A 19,122-nucleotide genomic window follows, 5' to 3' on the forward strand; every position below is an offset into this window, starting at 1 on the left:
GATGATCGGCGTAATCTTTGTAATAGTCGGCATGATAGATAATTCCTTGTTACAAAAACCTTCTTAAAATTGTATGTGACAGCCTTTTTTTATGCTTTCTGGTTAGGAGACTAAAATACCAGAATGATAAAGCACTTTAAGAATCAATTATTCAGCAACATTTGAAATTACACACAAAATGAGCTTGACCTTTGATATCAAAAACTCCCAAGATCTCTTTAAAGTATTACTTGAAAACTATGAAAAATATAAAGAAGACGAATTATCAGTAAGAAAAGCCCTGAATTGTGTTACAGTAGGTTGGCATCTTACAGAGTGGGCATGCTGGCACGAAAAAAAGTGGGAGGAAAAAACCAATCGTCAAGTTCTGGGTGATTTCAGAAAGACTCTTTATGATAATTGTCCAGAATTGAAGGTCATGCATGATATCTGTACAGGGTATAAGCATTACAAGATAACAAGTCCGAAATCTAATATCAGTGACAGTGATCTTCATGAAGGAACATTTGGTAAAACATTTGGTCCCACATTTAACAAATCTCGTCTGGTAATTGTTAGTATTGGTGGTGATAAACAAGATTTCAGTATTGTAATCGAAAAAGTTGTTGATTTCTGGACTGATTATTTTCAGAAATTTCCCGAAAAATAAAATACAGCCAGCAAATACCTTTATATCTTACAGGCTAATGGGGAAAACACACCATGTAAATACTTTAACCAGAAATTAAAAAAGCTACCTAAAATTCATTTAAAGGGGTTTCTTGTGCTCTTTAGGTATTCCGGATGGTTTCGGGAGAACCTACGCATTATGATGAAGTTTTTATTGCAAATAGATCCATCAAATCAATTATTAATCTTCGGTAAAAAGAAGTGTGCTATTCAACGATGTTTATTTCATATCGCACTGCAAATTTTGTCGTTTTTATCTTCTCATCTTTATAAACTGCATAATTTTTGACAAATGTGGCACCGAAATAGAGTATAAACGAAGAATAAAAAATAAAAAGTAACAAGAGCACCAGTGATCCTGAAGCACCGTAGATAGTACTGATATTTCCGGAAACCAGCACCAGCCCCATGATATGCTGACCTATCAAAAATAAAATAGCGGTGAGAAGTGAGCCGGGCCAGACGTTCTTCCAGGTTAATTTCACATCAGGTAAGAATTTAAACATGGATGCAAACCATAAGGTGAAAATTACGAGTGATAAAGCGATATAAAGTAGCTTTATCAGCCACTGATTTATTCCCGGAATCAGATTTAAAATATTGTCTCCTAAAAAGCCGATAAGCAAATCGAGGAACAACGTAGTAAGGAATAAAAGGCCGGTAACCAATATAATCAACAGTGATATTCCCCTGTTTTTTACGATGAATCTATAGGTTACATCTTCTTTGGGCTGCACCTTCCATATTTGATTGAACGAACTTTGAACCACAATAAAGAGGGTTGTAGCCACAAACATTAAAAAGATGATGATTCCAACAGTAAGCCAAATTCCCTGCTGCATTTGCTGAATATTTTCAAGGACGGTGGATAAATGTTCGGTTGTTTCTTCACCCACCATGCCCTGCAAGGCATTTAAAAATTCTCCGGTTAATAATTGTTCGCTGAAGATGATACCGAATAGAGTCAGAAGAAGAATGATTATCGGAATAATAGAAAAGGTTGCAAAAAAAGCTGTAGATGAACTAAGCCTGAGAGGGTCATTTTCATTGAATTCCTTATAACTATCTTTTAAGAGAGACCAGAATTGTAATACGTTTTCCTTTTTTAGAATCATCCTCTTCAGCTGTGAATCTGTTTCTTTACCGGATATATGTTCGTTTGTAAAGAAAATACCATTATAAAGTGATTATATAACATCAGGATTTTTTGATTAATCAATCTATCTGCTGTTTTAAAAACTGCCTGGTATTTTGTCAAGAAATGTTATAACTGCATCCAAATCTGTCCATGTCCAGGCAAGTAATCAGATCATATAAATCACTTATTTCCCTATTATTAAAACAGATGTATACACATTGAAAAAATACCCCGGCTCTGTTGTTATGGGGAAGACGCTGATATGGATCACGAAGGTGTTTTCATCTTAGTTTCCTCCATTATCGTCTGGGCCATAAAATCCAATACCTGCTTCTCATCAAGTGGATAAAGCCTGAATTTGAAAATCTCATAAATTAGAAAGCTGTTTTTTGCGATAAGGATGTAGATCCCTGTGCCGACAATTGATCAGAACTGCAATACTGGGGTCGTATACGGGTAAGTTTTCTCTAAAAATGTTCAGGATAACGATTATGGGAAAACAAAAAATAATAGATATGTATAACAGTATCAGTTTTTATTACAAAGTTTAGCTGTTCGATATCCCATATTTTAAAAACAGCCCTGTCAATGATTTATATGATAATGATTTAGTAAGTAGGCTCTTTATGGATAAGCATGAAAACGATTGGTCTAAAGAATCTGACCAGAAAAGACAGGCGCATAATATTGCCCGGCTTGTTGACGATCATTATGAGCTTGAAAAAAGATATCTGCAGGTTTTATCAGAAGTAGAAAAACTGAAAAACCGAATGAAAAATCTTAAGTGTGATCTCCGAAGTCCGCTCTGGGGTATTACAGGGTTGCTTGATCTGCTTATTACTGAAGATAAGGATCGGCTTGAAGTGCAATCCAGTGATCTGAGTATAATTAAAGAATCTGTTCAATCTATTTTAGATCTTTTGAATGGTAGTATGTATGCTGAAGAAACTGAGAAAAGCCTGGAAGAAATTACGGCTACCGACAGACTACTTACTTCTGCTATGATGGAGATAAATCGTTTATATCTTCCGATGGCACAGGCTAAAGGCATTTCACTATCGCTAAGAACTCAAATTGATACAGAGGTACAACTCCTACCCAAATTTTTTATACATCTGATAAAGATCACAGGGCATTTAGTCGGAAACGCCATTAAATTTACCCCATCGAAGGGATTAGTTGACGTGGTTTTTACATTGAATGACTATGAAGATGAAAGCATTTTGAATATGACCGTTACTGATTCCGGTATAACTATGTCACATAACCAGATATCAGTATTTAACCAGGGTAAGCCGGTTCCAAGATCGGCGGAGACTAATGGGAAGGAGGGGTTTGGTAACGGCCTTCAGCACGTTAAAAAAATGGTTTCAGACACCCATGGTCATATTATTGTGATGAGCGAAAAAGATAAAGGAACACTGTTTTCATTATCATTTCCGCTTCCCGGTAATCATTCGCCCCGAATAGATACATCTCATTTTATTGTTAATGACGGTACAATCTCATATAACGGTCATCATAGATAATGTGCGTAAATAATCATATTGAAATGATCGGTTTTTGTTTTTTTATTTCAAGTCCCATATCGGCTGTATGTTTTTAACTCCAACACTTTTTTCTGTGTGATTGACCTGAGGTGCTACATGTCCTGATCACCGGGAATCATTTCAACGTCCATGGAATCCACTTCCATCGAAGCTGTTATACCTCCGGATCAGAAGCGGTCAGTCCCCGGAGGATTTGATTTCTTATCTCTGCTCGTTGTTTGATAGATGAATCGTAGATTATGGTAATAATCTGCTCAATATCCATAGAGATTAATTATACAAATAATTTCCTTTGTGCAATTCCAATGGAGTGAGGTACCACTCGCTTATGAACTGGATAGAAAGGAATTTCATACGGCTGAAGCAAGCTATTTGTCCGGGCAATCGAGTCAAAAAGTAACGAAGAGATATACTCATCTGCCGGCATAGAGTTTTAAGGAGAGAGATGGATAGATTAACTTCACAATAAATTCTGATAGAGTTTCAGCCGTGATATGACCGGTTGGAATGATGGTTGATCAACAACAGTCTGTAAAAGTCATTTGCCAGCAGAGATAGTCTATTCAACAAAAACGAATGAAGGAACATTAGGAGGGGAATTACATATATGTTGGATACATGAATTAATTCAAGTCTGAGACAATAACCCTACCAGTAGAGTTTACGGTACATTATTAGCAGCATTCAGTACCTCATAGAAAGAGCTATCAACCAAACTTTACTTATTTTTTTATGGAGAAATAAACGCTGATATTCCCTCTTCTGAATTAAGTTTGAACGGACTGAAAGACAGGATGATGTCAATCCTGAAACCAGCCACCGATATCTGCGAAGCGACTAAATGCCAGATTTACAGTTTGTTGGAAGTTTTCCTTATCCACCATGAAGAAACAGTGACGCTGAAAATCCGGGATGATGGAAAAGGATTACCTGATAATTTTGAAGAGTCAGATAATAAAAGTTCTCTCGGGATGGAACTGATTCAAACTCTCACAAAACAACTTAATGGCACATACTCATATAGGTCACTGGAAAGTGGTGTGGAATTCGAACTTGTTTTCAACAAATCAGACAGAAAAGGTGTTGGGTTTAATTTTAAAGTAAGTCCGGATGTGCAGTCTTGAAACTCAATACATGTTTCGTACCCATGCAGCATCTAAAAAAAGAGACAACTAAAATGTTATACACATTATGATTGAAGAAAATGAAATTATAACTGATGCGACACTTGATGAAACGGGTATGAATGGACTGAGGGACCGGATCATGCCGATCCTGGAAACGACGTCAAAAATATGTGAAGCGACGGCATCCCTGGTTTACAAGCATGAGGATTCAGAAATCAGTATTGTGACAACTTATGAAGGGAGTGATGAACCTGTCGTTTCTGCTATTAATAAGATATCGGGTATGTTGGATCCAGGCGATGGTCTGTCGATCATACAAAATATTCGGGACCATGAGCAAGCAAGCTCCCTGTTGTCTGATGTGGAAATCGAGAAGGTTCAATTCTATGCCGGGGCATCACTTAAAAGTGAGACCGGGAATAACATTGGAGTGTTGTGTATTCACGATTCAAAACCACGTGAGCTCTCGGAGGATCAGAAACAGCTGCTTCGGGTAATGATCGACGGAGCCAAGGCCCAGCTTTTGCTCTATAAACAACCAGAATTGTCGAAAGATAGCGGCAAAAAGCTGAAAACCTATACTGCCCTTCTCAAAAATTCAGCAGATCTTACATTCCTCCTGGAGCCTGAACAGGGGAAAATTACTCACGTAAGCGAAGGGGTAGAAAAGGAGTTGGGGTACTCACTTGATATGCTGCTGGGGAAACCGTTTACCGATATTTTATTAAAGGAAGAGCTTGACGGGGATACTATAGATCAATGGTTTTTAATAGCAAAACAACACAAGGGGCGTTATACAGCAGCGGTTCGGTTTATGGACCATCAAAAACGGAAAAGAAGCTATATGTGTGAGTTTTCCGCTGACGAGAACCATTGGTACGTGACAGCCAGGGACATCAGCGATAGAAAAGAGGCAGAACTGGGGGTTTATGAGCTTAAAGATAAACTTCAGAAAATTGTATCTGTGGCCACGGACCTAATCTATCAACTGGATTGGGAGTCGGGAGACTTTTACTGGGGAGATGAGTTAACCGATATACTCGGTTATCCGCATACAGAAAAATTTGTGAATTACGACTGGTGGCTCGATAAGATTCATCCCGATGATCTTAAACGGGTAACTCATAATATGGAAAACACGGTGCAAGGGGATAAACAGAAGTCGAAGCTTGTATACCAAATCCGAACGTTTGATGGATCCTATAAATATGTTATGAATCGCATCTACGTGAATCGCAATAAAGATGGTATGACGGAAAATATCATCGGAGCCATTGTGGACGTTAGCGATTTGGTGGAATTAGAAGAGCACTCAAAAAGAAATGAGAAATCGCTGGAAGAGAAAGAAACGTTACTGGCTGAGATTCATCACCGGGTAAAAAATAACCTTGCTGTGGTGTCTGGTATGCTGCAGCTGCAGGCATATAATGAAACAGATGAACGGGTACAGCAAAAACTAATAGCCAGTACCGAACGCATTGGGACAATGGCTAAGATCCATGAACTGCTTTATAAGTCTTCGGGCTTTGAAAAACTGAGAATTGATGAAAATATCGAACAGCTCATCTCCAGTTTAGTGAGTACTCACGACGAATCTCTTGATTTGAATGTCTCCTTCGATATGGAGCCTGTTGAATTGAATATCGATTATGCGCTGCCATGTTCACTCATTGTAAACGAAGTTATTACAAATGTGCTTAAATATGCATATGATGACGGCGATTCCGGCTCCCTGGAAGTTTGTCTTTACCAACATGAAGAAACAGTGACGCTGAAAATTCGGGATGATGGAAAGGGCTTACCGGAGGATTTCAACGTCGAAGGGAAGGGCAGCTCTCTTGGGTTGGTGCTGATTGAAACACTCACAAAGCAGCTTAAAGGTACATATTCCTACACATCCCTGGATCGTGGAGTGGAATTTAAACTTGTCTTCGATAAATCGGATAACAAAGTTGAAGAATCAAATTCAGAGTAAGAACCGATAATTAGAGTTAAAAAATTGTTCAGATTCATCAATACAGGTCGATATTACTAAGCACTCTTAAGAAACTCCCGATTGCTCTGCCAAACTGGACGTGAATTACAAGTAATCCTCCAGTTTGATAGTCCCATCGGTCAGTGGTTCGTATACTTTTTCACATCTTTCGTATTTAATAAAGGTTTTATCAGAATAAGGGTTATTTAAGCGGGACACTGAAATTTTGGTAAGCCTGAGCCTGTACCCTCATAGAGAGTATATATTCCGTTTGGATGCCTCTTTAAAATACAGGTATGGTCCGTGTTTCCTGTTTACCGGATTATAGATTGAATATTATCTTCGATTTACTGGCCATACCTTTTCCGGACAGAAACCGTCCGGTTTGGAATGATTTGGACCCGTTGGTTGCACAATGTGTATACGCTGAAATTGGCTAACACCAAAAGCGGCACCATAGACGGCCAAAGGTTTCACGAAAAAGACCCTGTCACTCCGCCGATGTCTACTTTGGCAGAGAGGAGGAAGTCTTGAAGAAAGAAAATCAGTACCTAACTGCTATTTTGAGATCACCCCGATAAACAAATAATTTTCACTATGAGTAAATATCTATCCCGTCGCGATTTCGTCAAAAACACCGTTCTGGCGGCAGCAAGTTTACCGTTAATACAATCAAGCTTTGCAGAAGGCCAACAGGACACGCCTTCCAAGCCTAAATTCATGCCCACCAAACCCAATACTCTGACATGGCTGGACGGGAGCACGCCGGCCCTGCAAAACGGGACGGCCTTTGGAGTACCCTGGCCAAAGGGTAAACATGCCAAAGAAACAGAGTTTCAAATGATTGATTCGCAAAAAAAGAATATTCCGGTTCAGACATGGGTCACCGCCACGTGGCCGGATGGATCCATCAAATGGACGGGGCACGCAGTTTCGGGTGCTGAAGCCGCGAGTGATTATTATCAAATTCGTCCTGGAAAACCGGCTTCTCCTCAAACAAAAGTTCAGGTTAGGCAAGCAAATGGGGACGTGCATGTGGATACCGGGAAAATGAAATGCTTGATTTCCGGTAAAGGCGAAAATCTCATAGCCTCGATCGAACGGGATGGCAGTAAGGTACTTGAAAATGGTCGGTTAAAAGGTTCTAAACAGGATTCACCGGAAGCGGGGAGCCCCCGGACTCCTTTCACTTCAGATATATCAGATATCGAGGTGGAACAGGACGGACCGATCCGGGCGGTGATCAAAATCGAAGGCACCCACATGGAAACAGATGGACGAAGATGGCTTCCATTTTCAGTACGTCTCTACTTCCATTCGAACAGTGACGCGATACGGATGGTTCACACCTTTGTGTTCGATGGCGATGAGAATCAGGAATTCATCTCCAGCCTCGGGGTAAATTTCGAGGTACCAATGCATGATGAACTTTATAATCGACACGTTCGCTTGTCCGGTCAGGGAAATGGAATTTGGGCTGAAGCCATACAGGGACTCACCGGCTTGCGTCGCGACCCGGGTGAGGAGGTTCGTAAAGCACAAATCGAAGGTAAGGCAGTTCCATCACCAAGTACCTGGGATAGGCGTGTCAGTTCCCGTATTCACTGGATTCCCCGGTGGAGCGACTACAAACTTTCGCAGCTCTCGGCAAATGGTTTCAAGGTTGAAAAGCGAACGAAGAAAGGACACTCATGGATTCCTGCCGGTCAGGGTCCCCGTTCCAGCGGTACCGGTTATATTGGAGGAGCCTCAGGGGGAGTTGCCTTTGGTATGCGGGATTTCTGGAAACTTCACCCAACTCAAATTGATATTCGAAATGCCGCAACCGATAAAGCAGAAGTAACTATGTGGATGTGGTCACCCGATGCACAGCCCATGGATATCCGGTTTTATCATGATGGAATGGGCCAGGAAGTCGAGGGACCTCTTTCAGATGTTGAGCCGGTGGACGGTGTTGAGCCCAGTGTTCCTGATTCTCCTTATGCTAAACAGCTGGATGCGCTCAATATCACATACGAAGATTATGAACCCGGTTTCGGAACGCCTTATGGCGTGGCCCGGTCTACAGATCTATTTTTTGTGGCTTGTGGAGAAACTCCTTCCAAGAGTTTTCTTGGAAATTTTGCGGAATCAGTTGAGCAGCCGCCGCAATTAACCGTACAGCCAAAGGATTTCCATAACGCGGGGGTATTCAGCAATATGTGGGGGCTCCCTGATCGTTCCACGAAAAAACTAAGTGATCTCGAAGAACGACTGGATTGGTCCATCCAATATTACAACGATCAGGTGGATCAGCATCATTGGTATGGCTTCTGGGATTATGGAGATTTTATGCATACCTATGACACCGATCGTCACATGTGGCGATACGATGTAGGTGGCTATGCCTGGGATAATTCCGAGTTGTCCACAGATATGTGGCTATGGTATACCTTTTTGCGATCGGGTGACGTCAAGGCCTATCGCCTGGCTGAAGCCATGAATCGGCATAATCGCGACGTAGACATCTACCATCTGGGGCGATTTGCCAGACTGGGCACCCGTCACAATGTGCAGCATTGGGGATGCAGTGCAAAACAACTGCGTATTAGTACGAACATGAATCGCCGCTTCCACTATTTCCTGACAACCGATGAACGGACAGGAGATGTCCTTCATGAGATGCTTGAAGCAGACCGGCAACTGGCTAATATTAATCCGGTCCGAAAACTGCCGGGTCAACCGTTCAATGTTGAGGATAGCCGAATGAGTGTCGGCACCGATTTTGGATCCGCTGCCGCGAACTGGCTAACCGAATGGGAGCGAACCGGTGATCCGAAAGTCAGGGGATGGATTGAACAGGCCATGCGGTCGATCGGGGAATCCAAGTGGGGATTCTTCACTGGAAGCTTTGCCTATGATGTAGATACTAAAAAAATGACGGAGCCTGAGAACCCGCAACCAAGTGCTTCGCATTTGAACACCATGTTCGGTTTACCCGAGCTTTGCGCAGAATTGATTGAACTGATTGACGTTCCGGAATTCAAGGAAGCATGGCTGAACTATTGCCGCCTCTACAACGCTCCACAGGAAGTACAACAAGCCGAACTTGGAAATCAATACCGCGATCCTGGTTTTGTGCAATCTCATTCCAGAATCACAGCGTATGCTGCGGCCATGACGAATGATGAACAACTGGCGAAACGAGCAGTTCCGGAGTTGCTTGGCGATGAATGGGGCGTTCATGCTAATGCACCCAGAATGGAAAAGACCCTTTCTACCACCCGTATTGAGGGACCAGAAGTTCTCAACCCGGTTGATGAAGCTCCCTGGGTTAGCACCAATGATTCCGCCCAGTTTGGACTGGCTGCGATCCAGGTCTCCGCACTCGTCGGAGAGTACGTTAAATAACGACATTACGCATAAGAGGCGTGAAAATAGCAAACCGTGTTCATAAACAAAAAAAGGACAAACCATTTGAGCAGGATTTGTCCTTTTTTCTAAAAGACGGCTAACCGGGTATCCCGAAGTATTTTTGGAATCTATTTCAGTATAAAACCATATTGCTCCACAGAAACTCACTAAAATTTACATATAATCTTCCAGATTGATAATTCCCTCAATCAGCAAGCGCGTCATCTTTTTGCTTTTCCACCCCTTGACCAGCCGTTCAGCAGCTTCAGCTTCTTTCCGGGTAGCGAATTTATGACGATATACGATATTCCAGGGTCGATAGCGTTGGGTAAATCCCTTATTCTCGCCGTTATGATGGGGGAGGCGTCGGTCTGGATCATCAGAGGATCCGTAATAGTATTTCTCTTGTATTTCTGAACGGAGGATGTATAAATAGCATGCCATAGCCTTAAACAAAAAAAGGACAATTCATGATAAGTTGAATTGTCCTTTTTCTAAAGCTCCCCGGGTAGGATTCGAACCTACGACCGATCGGTTAACAGCCGATTGCTCTGCCACTGAGCTACCGAGGAATGTGTGTGATGCAAAAAAATCAATAAATCAAAAACGGATTCGAACCTACGCCCCGACAGCGGTCGGGGTAACAGTCCCGATTGCTCTGCCACTGAGCTACCGAGGAATGTGTGTGTGTTGCAATAAAATCAATAAATCAAAAACGAATTCGAACCAACGCCCCGACAGCGGTCGGGGTAACAGTCCCGATTGCTCTGCCACTGAGCTACCGAGGAATGTGTGTATTGCAAAAAAAATCAATAAATCAAAACGGATTCGAACCTACGCCCCGACAGCGGTCGGGGTAACAACTCCCGAAAGCATTCGGAACTTTGCCACTGAGAAAGATAATCTAATTATTGAATCAGAATTTCAACCTTAGGCGTTCAAAAACAATAAATGTTTCGTTCGAACGGGTGCAAATATAAGGTGTTAAAACGTCGTAAGTCAAGTAACATTTCAAAAAAAAGAATCTTTTTTTTGATGAAATAAAAAAGCTGCTCTAATGAGCAGCTTTAAGTCTAATATTCGCAGCAAGTTCGTTTAAACCTTACCACTGTTCTTCATTTCCTGAATTTCAAGCCTGATCTCCTGAGATACTTTCTTAATCTCCTGAAGCGTCTTGCGGGCACGGGTACCTGCAGCCTTATTGCCTTTTTCATAAAACTTTTCCATGTCAGGCTCCAACTCGGAAATTAAGGATCGTACCTGTTCAATTCTGCTCATAAAACTCCTTGGTTAGTTAATGTTTACAATTTATTCCAATTAAGAAACTGACCAAAACTATGTAACCGAAAGATAAGGATCAAATTAAAAACCGCATTTCTTTTCAATTAAAGCGGTTTTTTACAAATCAAGAATTGTACAATTTTTTATATCTGGGTAATTCTGAAAATCTGTGGCTGTTGTCAATTTTCCATTTAATAAATTATTGTGAAATTCATCAGGTACTCTCTGCTGTATAAATTCACCGGCATTCTCGATCTCACTCAGTTTTGACGGAAGTTCTTTTTTTATGATGTCATCGTCTTCACTTTTCGTAAACAGGTAAAGGTTTTCTGTTTCAAATTTTTCCATCAACAATCCGGCAAGTACCGGTAGTTTTGCATGCACCGGTTTGTCTTCTTGCAATGAATAAATCAGCGTCGAAAGTAACAGTACCGGCTGTGTTGGGAGTTGTCTGAACTTGTCTAAATCAACATCTATTCCGGAATTGTCGATAGTGATCATCTCACGCTGGTATCCGTTCAGTCCGATGGCGGATACTCCCTGATCGGCCAGCAGTGCAATCAGCCGGTGATTCAAATCTTTTATGGCACGGATTCTGGCGTCTGCACGCATCACACCCGTTTGAATGATCCGGTCTGTGTAGGCACTATCGGAATGAAGAATCAGCCCTCGTTCACTATGACTCGCTACGGCTTTCGCAAAAGACGTTAGAAAAAGTCCGTTATCAAGATGGTCATGATCTAAAACTGCGATATATTCAATGTTCATTTTTGAGCTGACTGGATGAAAATGCAAAGGGGAGAAGATGTTCAGTTTTGTGTGTGGAGACGGTTAAATCGCCGTGGTGCAGTTCTACGGTTTTACCCGGCATCCACTCCATCAAAACCTGGCGGCAAGCGCCGCACGGACTGCTGAAGTCGCCTTTCGGGGCATACACTTCAAGTTTATTGAATGATTGAATTCCGGCAGAAACTGCCCTGAAAATAGCCAGTCGCTCGGCGCATAATCCGAGACTCCAGGAGCTTACTTCAACGTTCACTCCGGTGACCACACCGTCATCGGTGTAAAGGAATGCAGCAACAGGAAAATCAGAATGTGGAGTTACCGCTTTGGGAATTAGCGCCTCAGACAATTGCAGGCTTTTTTGTTGACCGTTTTCCAATATCGGATGGAAAAGATCGAGTGTTTCAGGAACAGCTTTTCGTTCTTGCAGATTGTATTCACTAATCCAGTAGGGATGAAGTTCATTGGTATCGGTTTCGGCATAAAATGATACCGGCTGATCCCCGTTCGCCAGACAGCTGCAGATCGCCCCGTGAAGCGGTGTGATCGTAAGGGGAAACGAGATATTCTCAACCCGAACCCCGGGATACCACAGGCCTGATTTTCCCTCAACTACGCACCAGTCACCGGAATGGTCAGAATAGGGTGAATAGGAGTAGGTTTCAAGTTGGTTAATCTTCTTCATTGATCAAACTTTTCATAATTGCATCGGCAACATCAGCTCTCAGGCGTCCAATTCCTCCGCCAAGATCTCTGTTGGGATAGGTCCGGTTTGTTAATATAATGATTGCCATGTTTTCATCAGGATCAATCCAGAGGCTTGTACCGGTAAACCCGGTGTGCCCAAACGTATTGGCGCCTGTCAGCGATCCCGCAGAACTGAATCCATCACTTTTCATGTCGTAACCATACGCCCGCTGGTTCAGCGGTGACTGGTTGCTAGTAAATGTTTCGATGATTTCCCCCGATAAATATCTTCTGCCCGCATATTCACCGCCGTTCAGTATCATTTGGGAAAAGATGGCGATGTCCCGGAGATTGGAAAAAAGCCCGGCGTGACCCGCGACACCATCCATAAAATAGGCGCGTTCATCGTGTACCACACCATGGACGGTCCCTCTGTTATAGACGTCGTCAATTTCCGTTGGAGGTATTCTCCGGGTCATCCAGCGGCCTGAAGAAGCGGGATTATACCGGGTTGAAAACATATTCATCGACCGGAAAAATTGATTGCGAACAAACCGGTCGATGCGATCTCCTGTGATCTGTTCCACGATTTCTGCAAGCAGAATAAAGCCGAGATCACTGTACGTATACTGTTCACCGGGAGCGGCTTCGAGCGGTTCATTCCGGATTGCATCCAGAATTTCGCCGCGGGTTTTAAGTCTGTCAACATATGTTCTGAATGCAGGTAAACCGGATGTGTGCAGTAACATCTGCTCGATAGTGATATCTCGTTTATCATCACGGTCAAACTCGCTAATATAATCTGCAACCCTGTCATCCAGTGATAGTCTGCCGTCATCAACCAATTTCATTATCGCTGTAGTTGTGGACATCACCTTGGTTAATGAAGCAAGATCGTACACGTCAGAATCCCGAACAGGCTGCGTTTTGGAATAGTCATGATAACCGTAACCTTCACTCCAGACCAGGGCGCCATCTTTCATCACACCAACAGCTCCTCCGGGAAATACAGAATCGTCAATGGCTTGCTGCATAATCAAATCCACTTCAATGAGTTTTTCGGTCCGCAGTGCAACCGATTCCGGAATATCGAACCGCAATGATGTGTGATTAAACTCAAGCCCATCACCAATCTGGTACATGCCGGGAATTTCTGCCGTCAGTTTTCCGCCAATATTTGCAGCTCCAAAGAGTCCGGGAACAGACTGACGAACCTGGTTTGCATCTGTTGACCAAGCCAGTACGTGCGAATCAACATCCCGCAGATCCCGAACGATATACGGATTACCAAAAGCCATCAGCATGGAAGGGGTATTCACTTTTGTTAACTCCACCGTGATGTCCCGTAATTCATCCGGCAGCTGAATGGGCTGATGGGATCGAACCATAATAAACGAACCGATGACCACAAGGTCGGCATTTCGTGCGGCTTCAAGAATCGATTCTTTCTCCTCGTCAGTCGTTCTTCGATCAATATTTCTATAGGTGACACGCTCGTGATACTGCCGGAATTCACGGGCCAGATTACTGCCGGTTGAGCCGGACCTGTCATCAGCAACGGTTACAACCAAAACATTCGGAAACTTGGCTTCTGTAATTGGCAGAATATTTCGATCATTTCGAAGCACGGTGAGCGACTGCCTTGCAATCGAGTTGGCAATTGCCTGGTAGTTCAGTGTATTGATTTCGAGGCCAAGCCGATTGATATCCACATCCGGCTGTTCAAAAACACCCCGCTCTTTTTTCAAAGTCAGCAGTTTCTGAACTGAACGATCGATTCTCTCTTCAGAAATTCGCCCCATACGCACAGCCTGTTCCACATCGGCGATTGCTGTAAGTTCATCCGGACTAATGAGCATAAGGTCGGCACCGGCAAGCAGGGAGAGCACAACAGCTTCGCCAGGGGAGTAGTGATCGGTAATTCCCTGCATTTCCAGTCCATCGGTAACTACAAGGCCGTTAAAACCGAGGGAATCGATCAGTATTCTGTTTAAAACGGTTTCATCAAGTGTGGATGGCCGGCCGATATTTTCACTGATACCGGGATATGCGATATGAGCGCTCATCACACTTTGCAGGCCATGTTCGATATTTACGCGAAATGGTACGAGTTCCAGCCCGTTGATTCGGTCGTAATCGTGCGAAATCGTGGGAAGGGCGAGGTGCGAATCGATATTGGTATCGCCATGACCCGGAAAATGTTTGGCCGTTGCCAGAATGCCTTCACTTTCAAGTCCCCTGATAAAATGGTTGCCAAATATTGAGACAGTTTCCGGCTCTCCGGCAAATGAGCGCACATTAATCACCGGGTTATCAGGATTGTTATTCACATCCAGAACGGGGGCAAATACCTGGTGAACACCGAGCGCTTTTGCTTCTTTCGCAGTGATTTTTCCTTTCAGATAAGCATTTTGAGGATCTCCGGTGGCTGCAATCCCCATTGCCGGTGTAAATCGCGTGGTACCCCTGACTCGCATCGCAGCTCCGAATTCCATATCCTGTGTGATCCACAGCGGTATTTCGGCCAGTTGCTGGAGTTGGTTGGTCATTACAGCCTGGCCGTATACGTCACCCTGCATGAAAATTATTCCGCCGATTTTCTGATCGCGTACCAGCCTTTTCAGCCGAAGATATCGCGCTTCATTTTCATAGGTAAACGAACCGTAAGCCGGAACCACAAATAGCTGGGCTATTTTTTCACGCAAACTCATGGATGCAAGCAGAGAATCCACATTAAGATCTGTGTCGTATTCAATTTTCTCTGGAGCTTCAAGCGGCGATTCCGAGGGTTCAAGAAGCACGGGAGTTTCTTCTTTTTCCCGAACTTCTGTTATCGGTTCTGATGTTCTGCATGAAGAGAACACAAGCGATAGAATGAGTATGGCGGGTACAACTATTTTAATGTGGGTGATCTGGTTGATCATGGATAAAATGGGTAATGATTTCAGATGATTGTTCTTACAAGCGATATTACCGACGGTTACCCGGTTGTAACGTCATCGTTCGGTAATTGATTTCGTTGAAAAATGTGCTGTCTGTATAAATACTTCTGTAACGACCATCAAGCCATAGATCGGTCTGATCTCCGTAATTTGCTGACAATGCATGGCCTGACTGCCCGGTTGGCAGAACGGATAATGAACGAGAGGGTGAATTAAAATCAATAATTCTGCGGATGGATGGACCGAGAATCACGGAAAAGGGATCGTTCCAGCTGTATTCTGCTTTATTGATCGTCATTCCGTGTCCGGCAGCCGGGTGCGGGCCGCTGCTTAACAGATTGTTTACGATTAATCTTAGAGCTGCAGGTGTATCAGGATGTTCGGAGATTTCACCGAGCAGGGGTGGTTTTAAATTCAATGTATGAACCGATTCCCAACGCCATTCAAATGATTCCGGGCCTAATTCCCGGGAAAGCTGATCTATCGTCTGCTGCATTGCTGAACGAACGGTTTCATTTCTGAAAGCGATATTCGCTTCCTCCACAACATTAAAAAAGGAGCTGCCATCAGACAAAATATGTGTCACCATCTGAACAGGTATATACTCAAGCCTCACAAGCCCTTCATACAGTTCTTCCGGAATATCTCTCTTCAGGATAAGTTCGGAAAGGTAAAGAAAAAAGAGGTCGAAAATAGTGGCGGCAGTTGAGTTTACACTGTAGTTATAATCCCAATTTTCGAAATAAGTAAGCACATCACTGAACTCATTATTCATTTGAGCTGACCGGAGCAACGGAATGATGATTTCCAGAATGATTTCAGCGTGCTCAGAGTAAATATCATTCTGAATTTGCTGCATCGTTTCGGCATTTGCGGATTCATTTTCATTCAGCAGGTATTCAATCCGGCTAATTCTGGATGGATTTGCCCAAAACCGCCCAATGTAATATGGGTATGTTTCTGCCGCTACTTTGTTATTCGCGTGGGCAACAAAGCCCCTGTCCGGATTGATTTCGCGGGGAAGTTCATCGAATGGAATCCATTCTTCCCAGCGATGTTCCGAATTCCATCCATCCCGGAACATATACGCCTCATCGCTGCGAATCGGCAAATTGCCAGCACCAATAAGGGCAATGTTATCTTCCCGGTCGGCGTAAATAAAGTTCATAGCAGGTGAACCGAATTCACTCAATGCATTCAAGAATTCATCTAAATCTGACGCTCGATTCATCTCGTAGAAAGCACCCAGCTCATGGCTGATCTCGTGCCCGGCCCATCGCATTGCAACCGGCTGCGTTCCGATGATTTCGCTGTCAGGATGAACTGAATTGATAAGTGGTCCGTGAATTGTGTGTGGAATCCGAAGCAGATAATCATCAGAGCCATTTATTTCAATAATTTCCTGCTGCCAGGTGAATGTGTTGTAGACAGCCTCACCGTTTAAACTATCAGCCAGGTATTCTGACGGATTTTGGGGATTACTTTGCATCAGAAAGAAATCTGTATCGTCAGCCATCATATTTGTGATACTCCAGGCAAGATCTTGATTCTGACCCAATACCACAAAAGGAGCCCCGGGGATGGTTGCCCCCGTAATCGAAAGTCCGGGGGAGTTCTGGCTGACTTCATACCAAAATCCGGGCATACTCAGCCCCATATGCGGATCGCCGGCAAGTATCGGCAAACCGGAATAGGAACGATCACCATTTACGGCCCATGCATTGCTTCCGACAGCAGAACCCTCTTTTTGCAGCTGACGCCTCACACGGATTTCACGATCTATAAAAGGTTTAAATATATCTTGTAATGAGTTGTCTGGGTTGTGATTATGAGATAAAACAGGAGCATCAGCGTCAGGAAATAGTTGTTGTAATCTATTGCCGCCAATTGATTCTGCAATTAATGCAAGGCTGATTTCACTCTTCCAGTGCATGTTCTGATCCCATGCCATTAAGCGGGAAACAGCGATGGAGTGAGCAGGTGTCCACCGGGGCGGGTCAAGTCCGAGGAGGGTTAGTTCAACCGGTTTTTTTCGGGGATATTTTTCCGTGTAGGCATTGATACCGTCAGCATACCGCTGCAAAACGGATAGGATCTCGTCGGGTGTTTCTTGCTCTATTTTCTGTGCTGTCCGCCAGATTCCTAAGGTTCGCTGATGAATATCAATCTCCAGAAATTCTTCACCGAGAAACTCAGCAAATCGTCCCTCGGCCATCAGTTGAGACAAGGTGAGCTGCCATAGCCGATCCTGGGCATGAAGATAGCCCATCGTAAAATAGAGGTCGTCATCCGTTTCGGCGTAAATATATGGAACTCCGTACGGGTCCCAGTGCACGTCTGCCGGCTGGGTTATTCCATCTATGTTTATGGTACCCGTGTGATCGGGAAGCTGATTATAAAATGTATGGTATACTGCAATCGAAGCAATTCCTACAAACAGAATGATAAAAAACAGAGATAACTTAAAAAATAACCTCATCAGCCGGGTGTATGTAAAGCAGTAATTTAGATTTGTAAATCCTCGCTAAAATACATACTCTCACTGCCGAATGAAACGTATTGAACACAGAATTTAGATATTTGAACAATGAGTAAAATTGAAAGAGTTGCGGTAGTTGGAGGCGGTACGATGGGAAATGGAATCGCCCAAATATTTGCCATGAATGGATTTTCTGTTACGCTGATTGAAACGCGGCAAGAACTCGCTGAGAAAGCACTAAGTACAATTGAAAAAAACCTCGGCCGGATGGTCAGTAAAGAGAAGATCAGCGAGGAAGAAAAGGAAGCCACACTGGAGAGAATTGAATCCTCAACAGATACAGCATCGGCGGTAAAAGATGTGGATTTGGTGATTGAAGCCGTTCCTGAGCTGTATGACATCAAAAAGAAAGTTTTCCAGACGATTGATGAAAATGCACCTGAACACGCGATTTTTGCCAGTAATACATCATCTATTTCCATAACCAAACTGGCTGAATGTACCGGCAGGCCGGAGCAGTTTATCGGGATGCACTTTTTTAATCCTGTTCCGGTGATGAAACTGGTTGAAGTGATAAACGGACTGAAAACGGACCCAGAAATCACCGATCAAATTATCAGTCTGTCCGATCAGCTGGGTAAAGTTGCGGTACCGGCTAATGACTCACCAGGCTTTGTCTCAAACCGCGTGCTTATGCCGATGATCAACGAGGCGATTTTTTGTGTGTATGAAGGCGTTGCCGAGCCGGAAGATATCGACAGCATCATGAAGCTTGGGATGGCTCACCCGATGGGCCCCCTTCGCCTGGCAGATTTTATCGGCCTGGATGTATGCCTCGATATCCTGGAAGTTCTCTACGAAGGATTCAAAGACCCGAAATACCGTCCATGTCCGCTTCTCGTGAAAATGGTAGATGCTGGTAAACTCGGTAATAAAACAGGCGAGGGATTTTTTACCTATTAAAAATCTATATCAGTTTGTCGATTGTAAATATTTTAGGCGAATCGATAGTTTTTATTACGAAGTGAAAAAGTATCCGAAACACATTTTACTCATTTTATCCGCACTTTCAATGAGCGGCCTGTGCATTGAAACTCT

General features: G+C 43.3%; 13 protein-coding genes and 1 tRNA gene. 6 read left to right on the forward strand and 8 right to left on the reverse strand.

Annotated features, from left to right (window positions below; translation table 11 throughout):
• Positions 1–178 precede the first annotated feature (178 nt).
• A complete protein-coding gene (locus DYD21_RS06015) occupies positions 179–649 on the forward strand; it encodes a hypothetical protein (RefSeq protein WP_116034077.1) in 471 nt (156 codons plus the stop codon).
• A 226-nt stretch (positions 650–875) separates the two neighbouring features.
• Here DYD21_RS06015 and DYD21_RS06020 read toward each other — a convergent pair whose 3' ends face one another.
• Complete coding sequence (locus DYD21_RS06020) at positions 876–1,784, reverse strand: YihY/virulence factor BrkB family protein (protein ID WP_116034079.1); 909 nt, start codon at positions 1,782–1,784, stop codon at positions 876–878.
• A 793-nt stretch (positions 1,785–2,577) separates the two neighbouring features.
• Between DYD21_RS06020 and DYD21_RS06025 the strand changes: the two genes are divergently transcribed.
• The 4 genes from DYD21_RS06025 (at position 2,578) to DYD21_RS06040 (ending at position 9,849) form a co-directional block, all read left to right on the forward strand.
• Positions 2,578–3,336 (forward strand): HAMP domain-containing sensor histidine kinase, encoded by a 759-nt coding sequence (locus DYD21_RS06025; RefSeq protein WP_158551434.1) that lies wholly within the window; start codon positions 2,578–2,580, stop codon positions 3,334–3,336.
• Positions 3,337–4,154: 818 nt separating this feature from the next.
• Entirely contained in the window at positions 4,155–4,481 is a 327-nt protein-coding gene (locus DYD21_RS06030) for a sensor histidine kinase (protein WP_116034084.1), read from the forward strand.
• A 67-nt stretch (positions 4,482–4,548) separates the two neighbouring features.
• On the forward strand, positions 4,549–6,459 hold the full coding sequence (locus DYD21_RS06035; RefSeq protein WP_116034086.1) for a histidine kinase dimerization/phosphoacceptor domain -containing protein: 1,911 nt from the start codon (positions 4,549–4,551) through the stop codon (positions 6,457–6,459).
• Positions 6,460–7,056: 597 nt separating this feature from the next.
• Positions 7,057–9,849, forward strand: a complete 2,793-nt coding sequence (locus DYD21_RS06040; RefSeq protein WP_116034089.1) for a Tat pathway signal sequence domain protein — start codon at positions 7,057–7,059, stop codon at positions 9,847–9,849.
• A gap of 177 nt (positions 9,850–10,026) precedes the next feature.
• Here the strand turns inward: DYD21_RS06040 and DYD21_RS06045 are convergent, their stop codons facing one another.
• The 7 genes from DYD21_RS06045 to DYD21_RS06075 all read right to left on the reverse strand — a co-directional run bounded on the left by DYD21_RS06045 (position 10,027) and on the right by DYD21_RS06075 (position 18,024).
• Positions 10,027–10,296 carry a GIY-YIG nuclease family protein gene (locus DYD21_RS06045; protein WP_116034091.1) on the reverse strand — a complete coding sequence of 90 codons (270 nt, stop codon included), beginning with the start codon at positions 10,294–10,296 and terminating at the stop codon, positions 10,027–10,029.
• A gap of 56 nt (positions 10,297–10,352) precedes the next feature.
• Positions 10,353–10,424 (reverse strand) — tRNA-Asn (locus DYD21_RS06050).
• A gap of 523 nt (positions 10,425–10,947) precedes the next feature.
• Entirely contained in the window at positions 10,948–11,130 is a 183-nt protein-coding gene (locus DYD21_RS06055) for a histone H1 (protein ID WP_116034094.1), read from the reverse strand.
• Positions 11,131–11,250: 120 nt separating this feature from the next.
• Positions 11,251–11,901 (reverse strand): hypothetical protein, encoded by a 651-nt coding sequence (locus DYD21_RS06060; RefSeq protein WP_116034098.1) that lies wholly within the window; start codon positions 11,899–11,901, stop codon positions 11,251–11,253.
• Entirely contained in the window at positions 11,891–12,601 is a 711-nt protein-coding gene (locus tag DYD21_RS06065; RefSeq protein WP_116034101.1) for a cytidine deaminase, read from the reverse strand. The genes DYD21_RS06060 and DYD21_RS06065 overlap by 11 nt, the downstream gene beginning before the upstream one ends.
• Positions 12,588–15,527, reverse strand: coding sequence for a glycoside hydrolase family 3 N-terminal domain-containing protein (locus DYD21_RS06070; protein ID WP_116034104.1), 2,940 nt, complete (start codon positions 15,525–15,527; stop codon positions 12,588–12,590). The genes DYD21_RS06065 and DYD21_RS06070 overlap by 14 nt, the downstream gene beginning before the upstream one ends.
• Positions 15,528–15,573: 46 nt before the next feature.
• Positions 15,574–18,024 carry a penicillin acylase family protein gene (locus DYD21_RS06075; RefSeq protein ID WP_116034106.1) on the reverse strand — a complete coding sequence of 817 codons (2,451 nt, stop codon included), beginning with the start codon at positions 18,022–18,024 and terminating at the stop codon, positions 15,574–15,576.
• 117 nt (positions 18,025–18,141) lie between these two features.
• Here DYD21_RS06075 and DYD21_RS06080 point away from each other — a divergent pair, with 117 nt between their 5' ends.
• Entirely contained in the window at positions 18,142–18,987 is an 846-nt protein-coding gene (locus tag DYD21_RS06080; protein ID WP_348636178.1) for a 3-hydroxybutyryl-CoA dehydrogenase, read from the forward strand.
• Positions 18,988–19,122 lie beyond the last annotated feature (135 nt).

Origin of the sequence: Rhodohalobacter sp. SW132, assembly GCF_003390325.1 — a bacterium.
In the GTDB taxonomy this organism is placed as follows: domain Bacteria; phylum Bacteroidota; class Rhodothermia; order Balneolales; family Balneolaceae; genus SW132.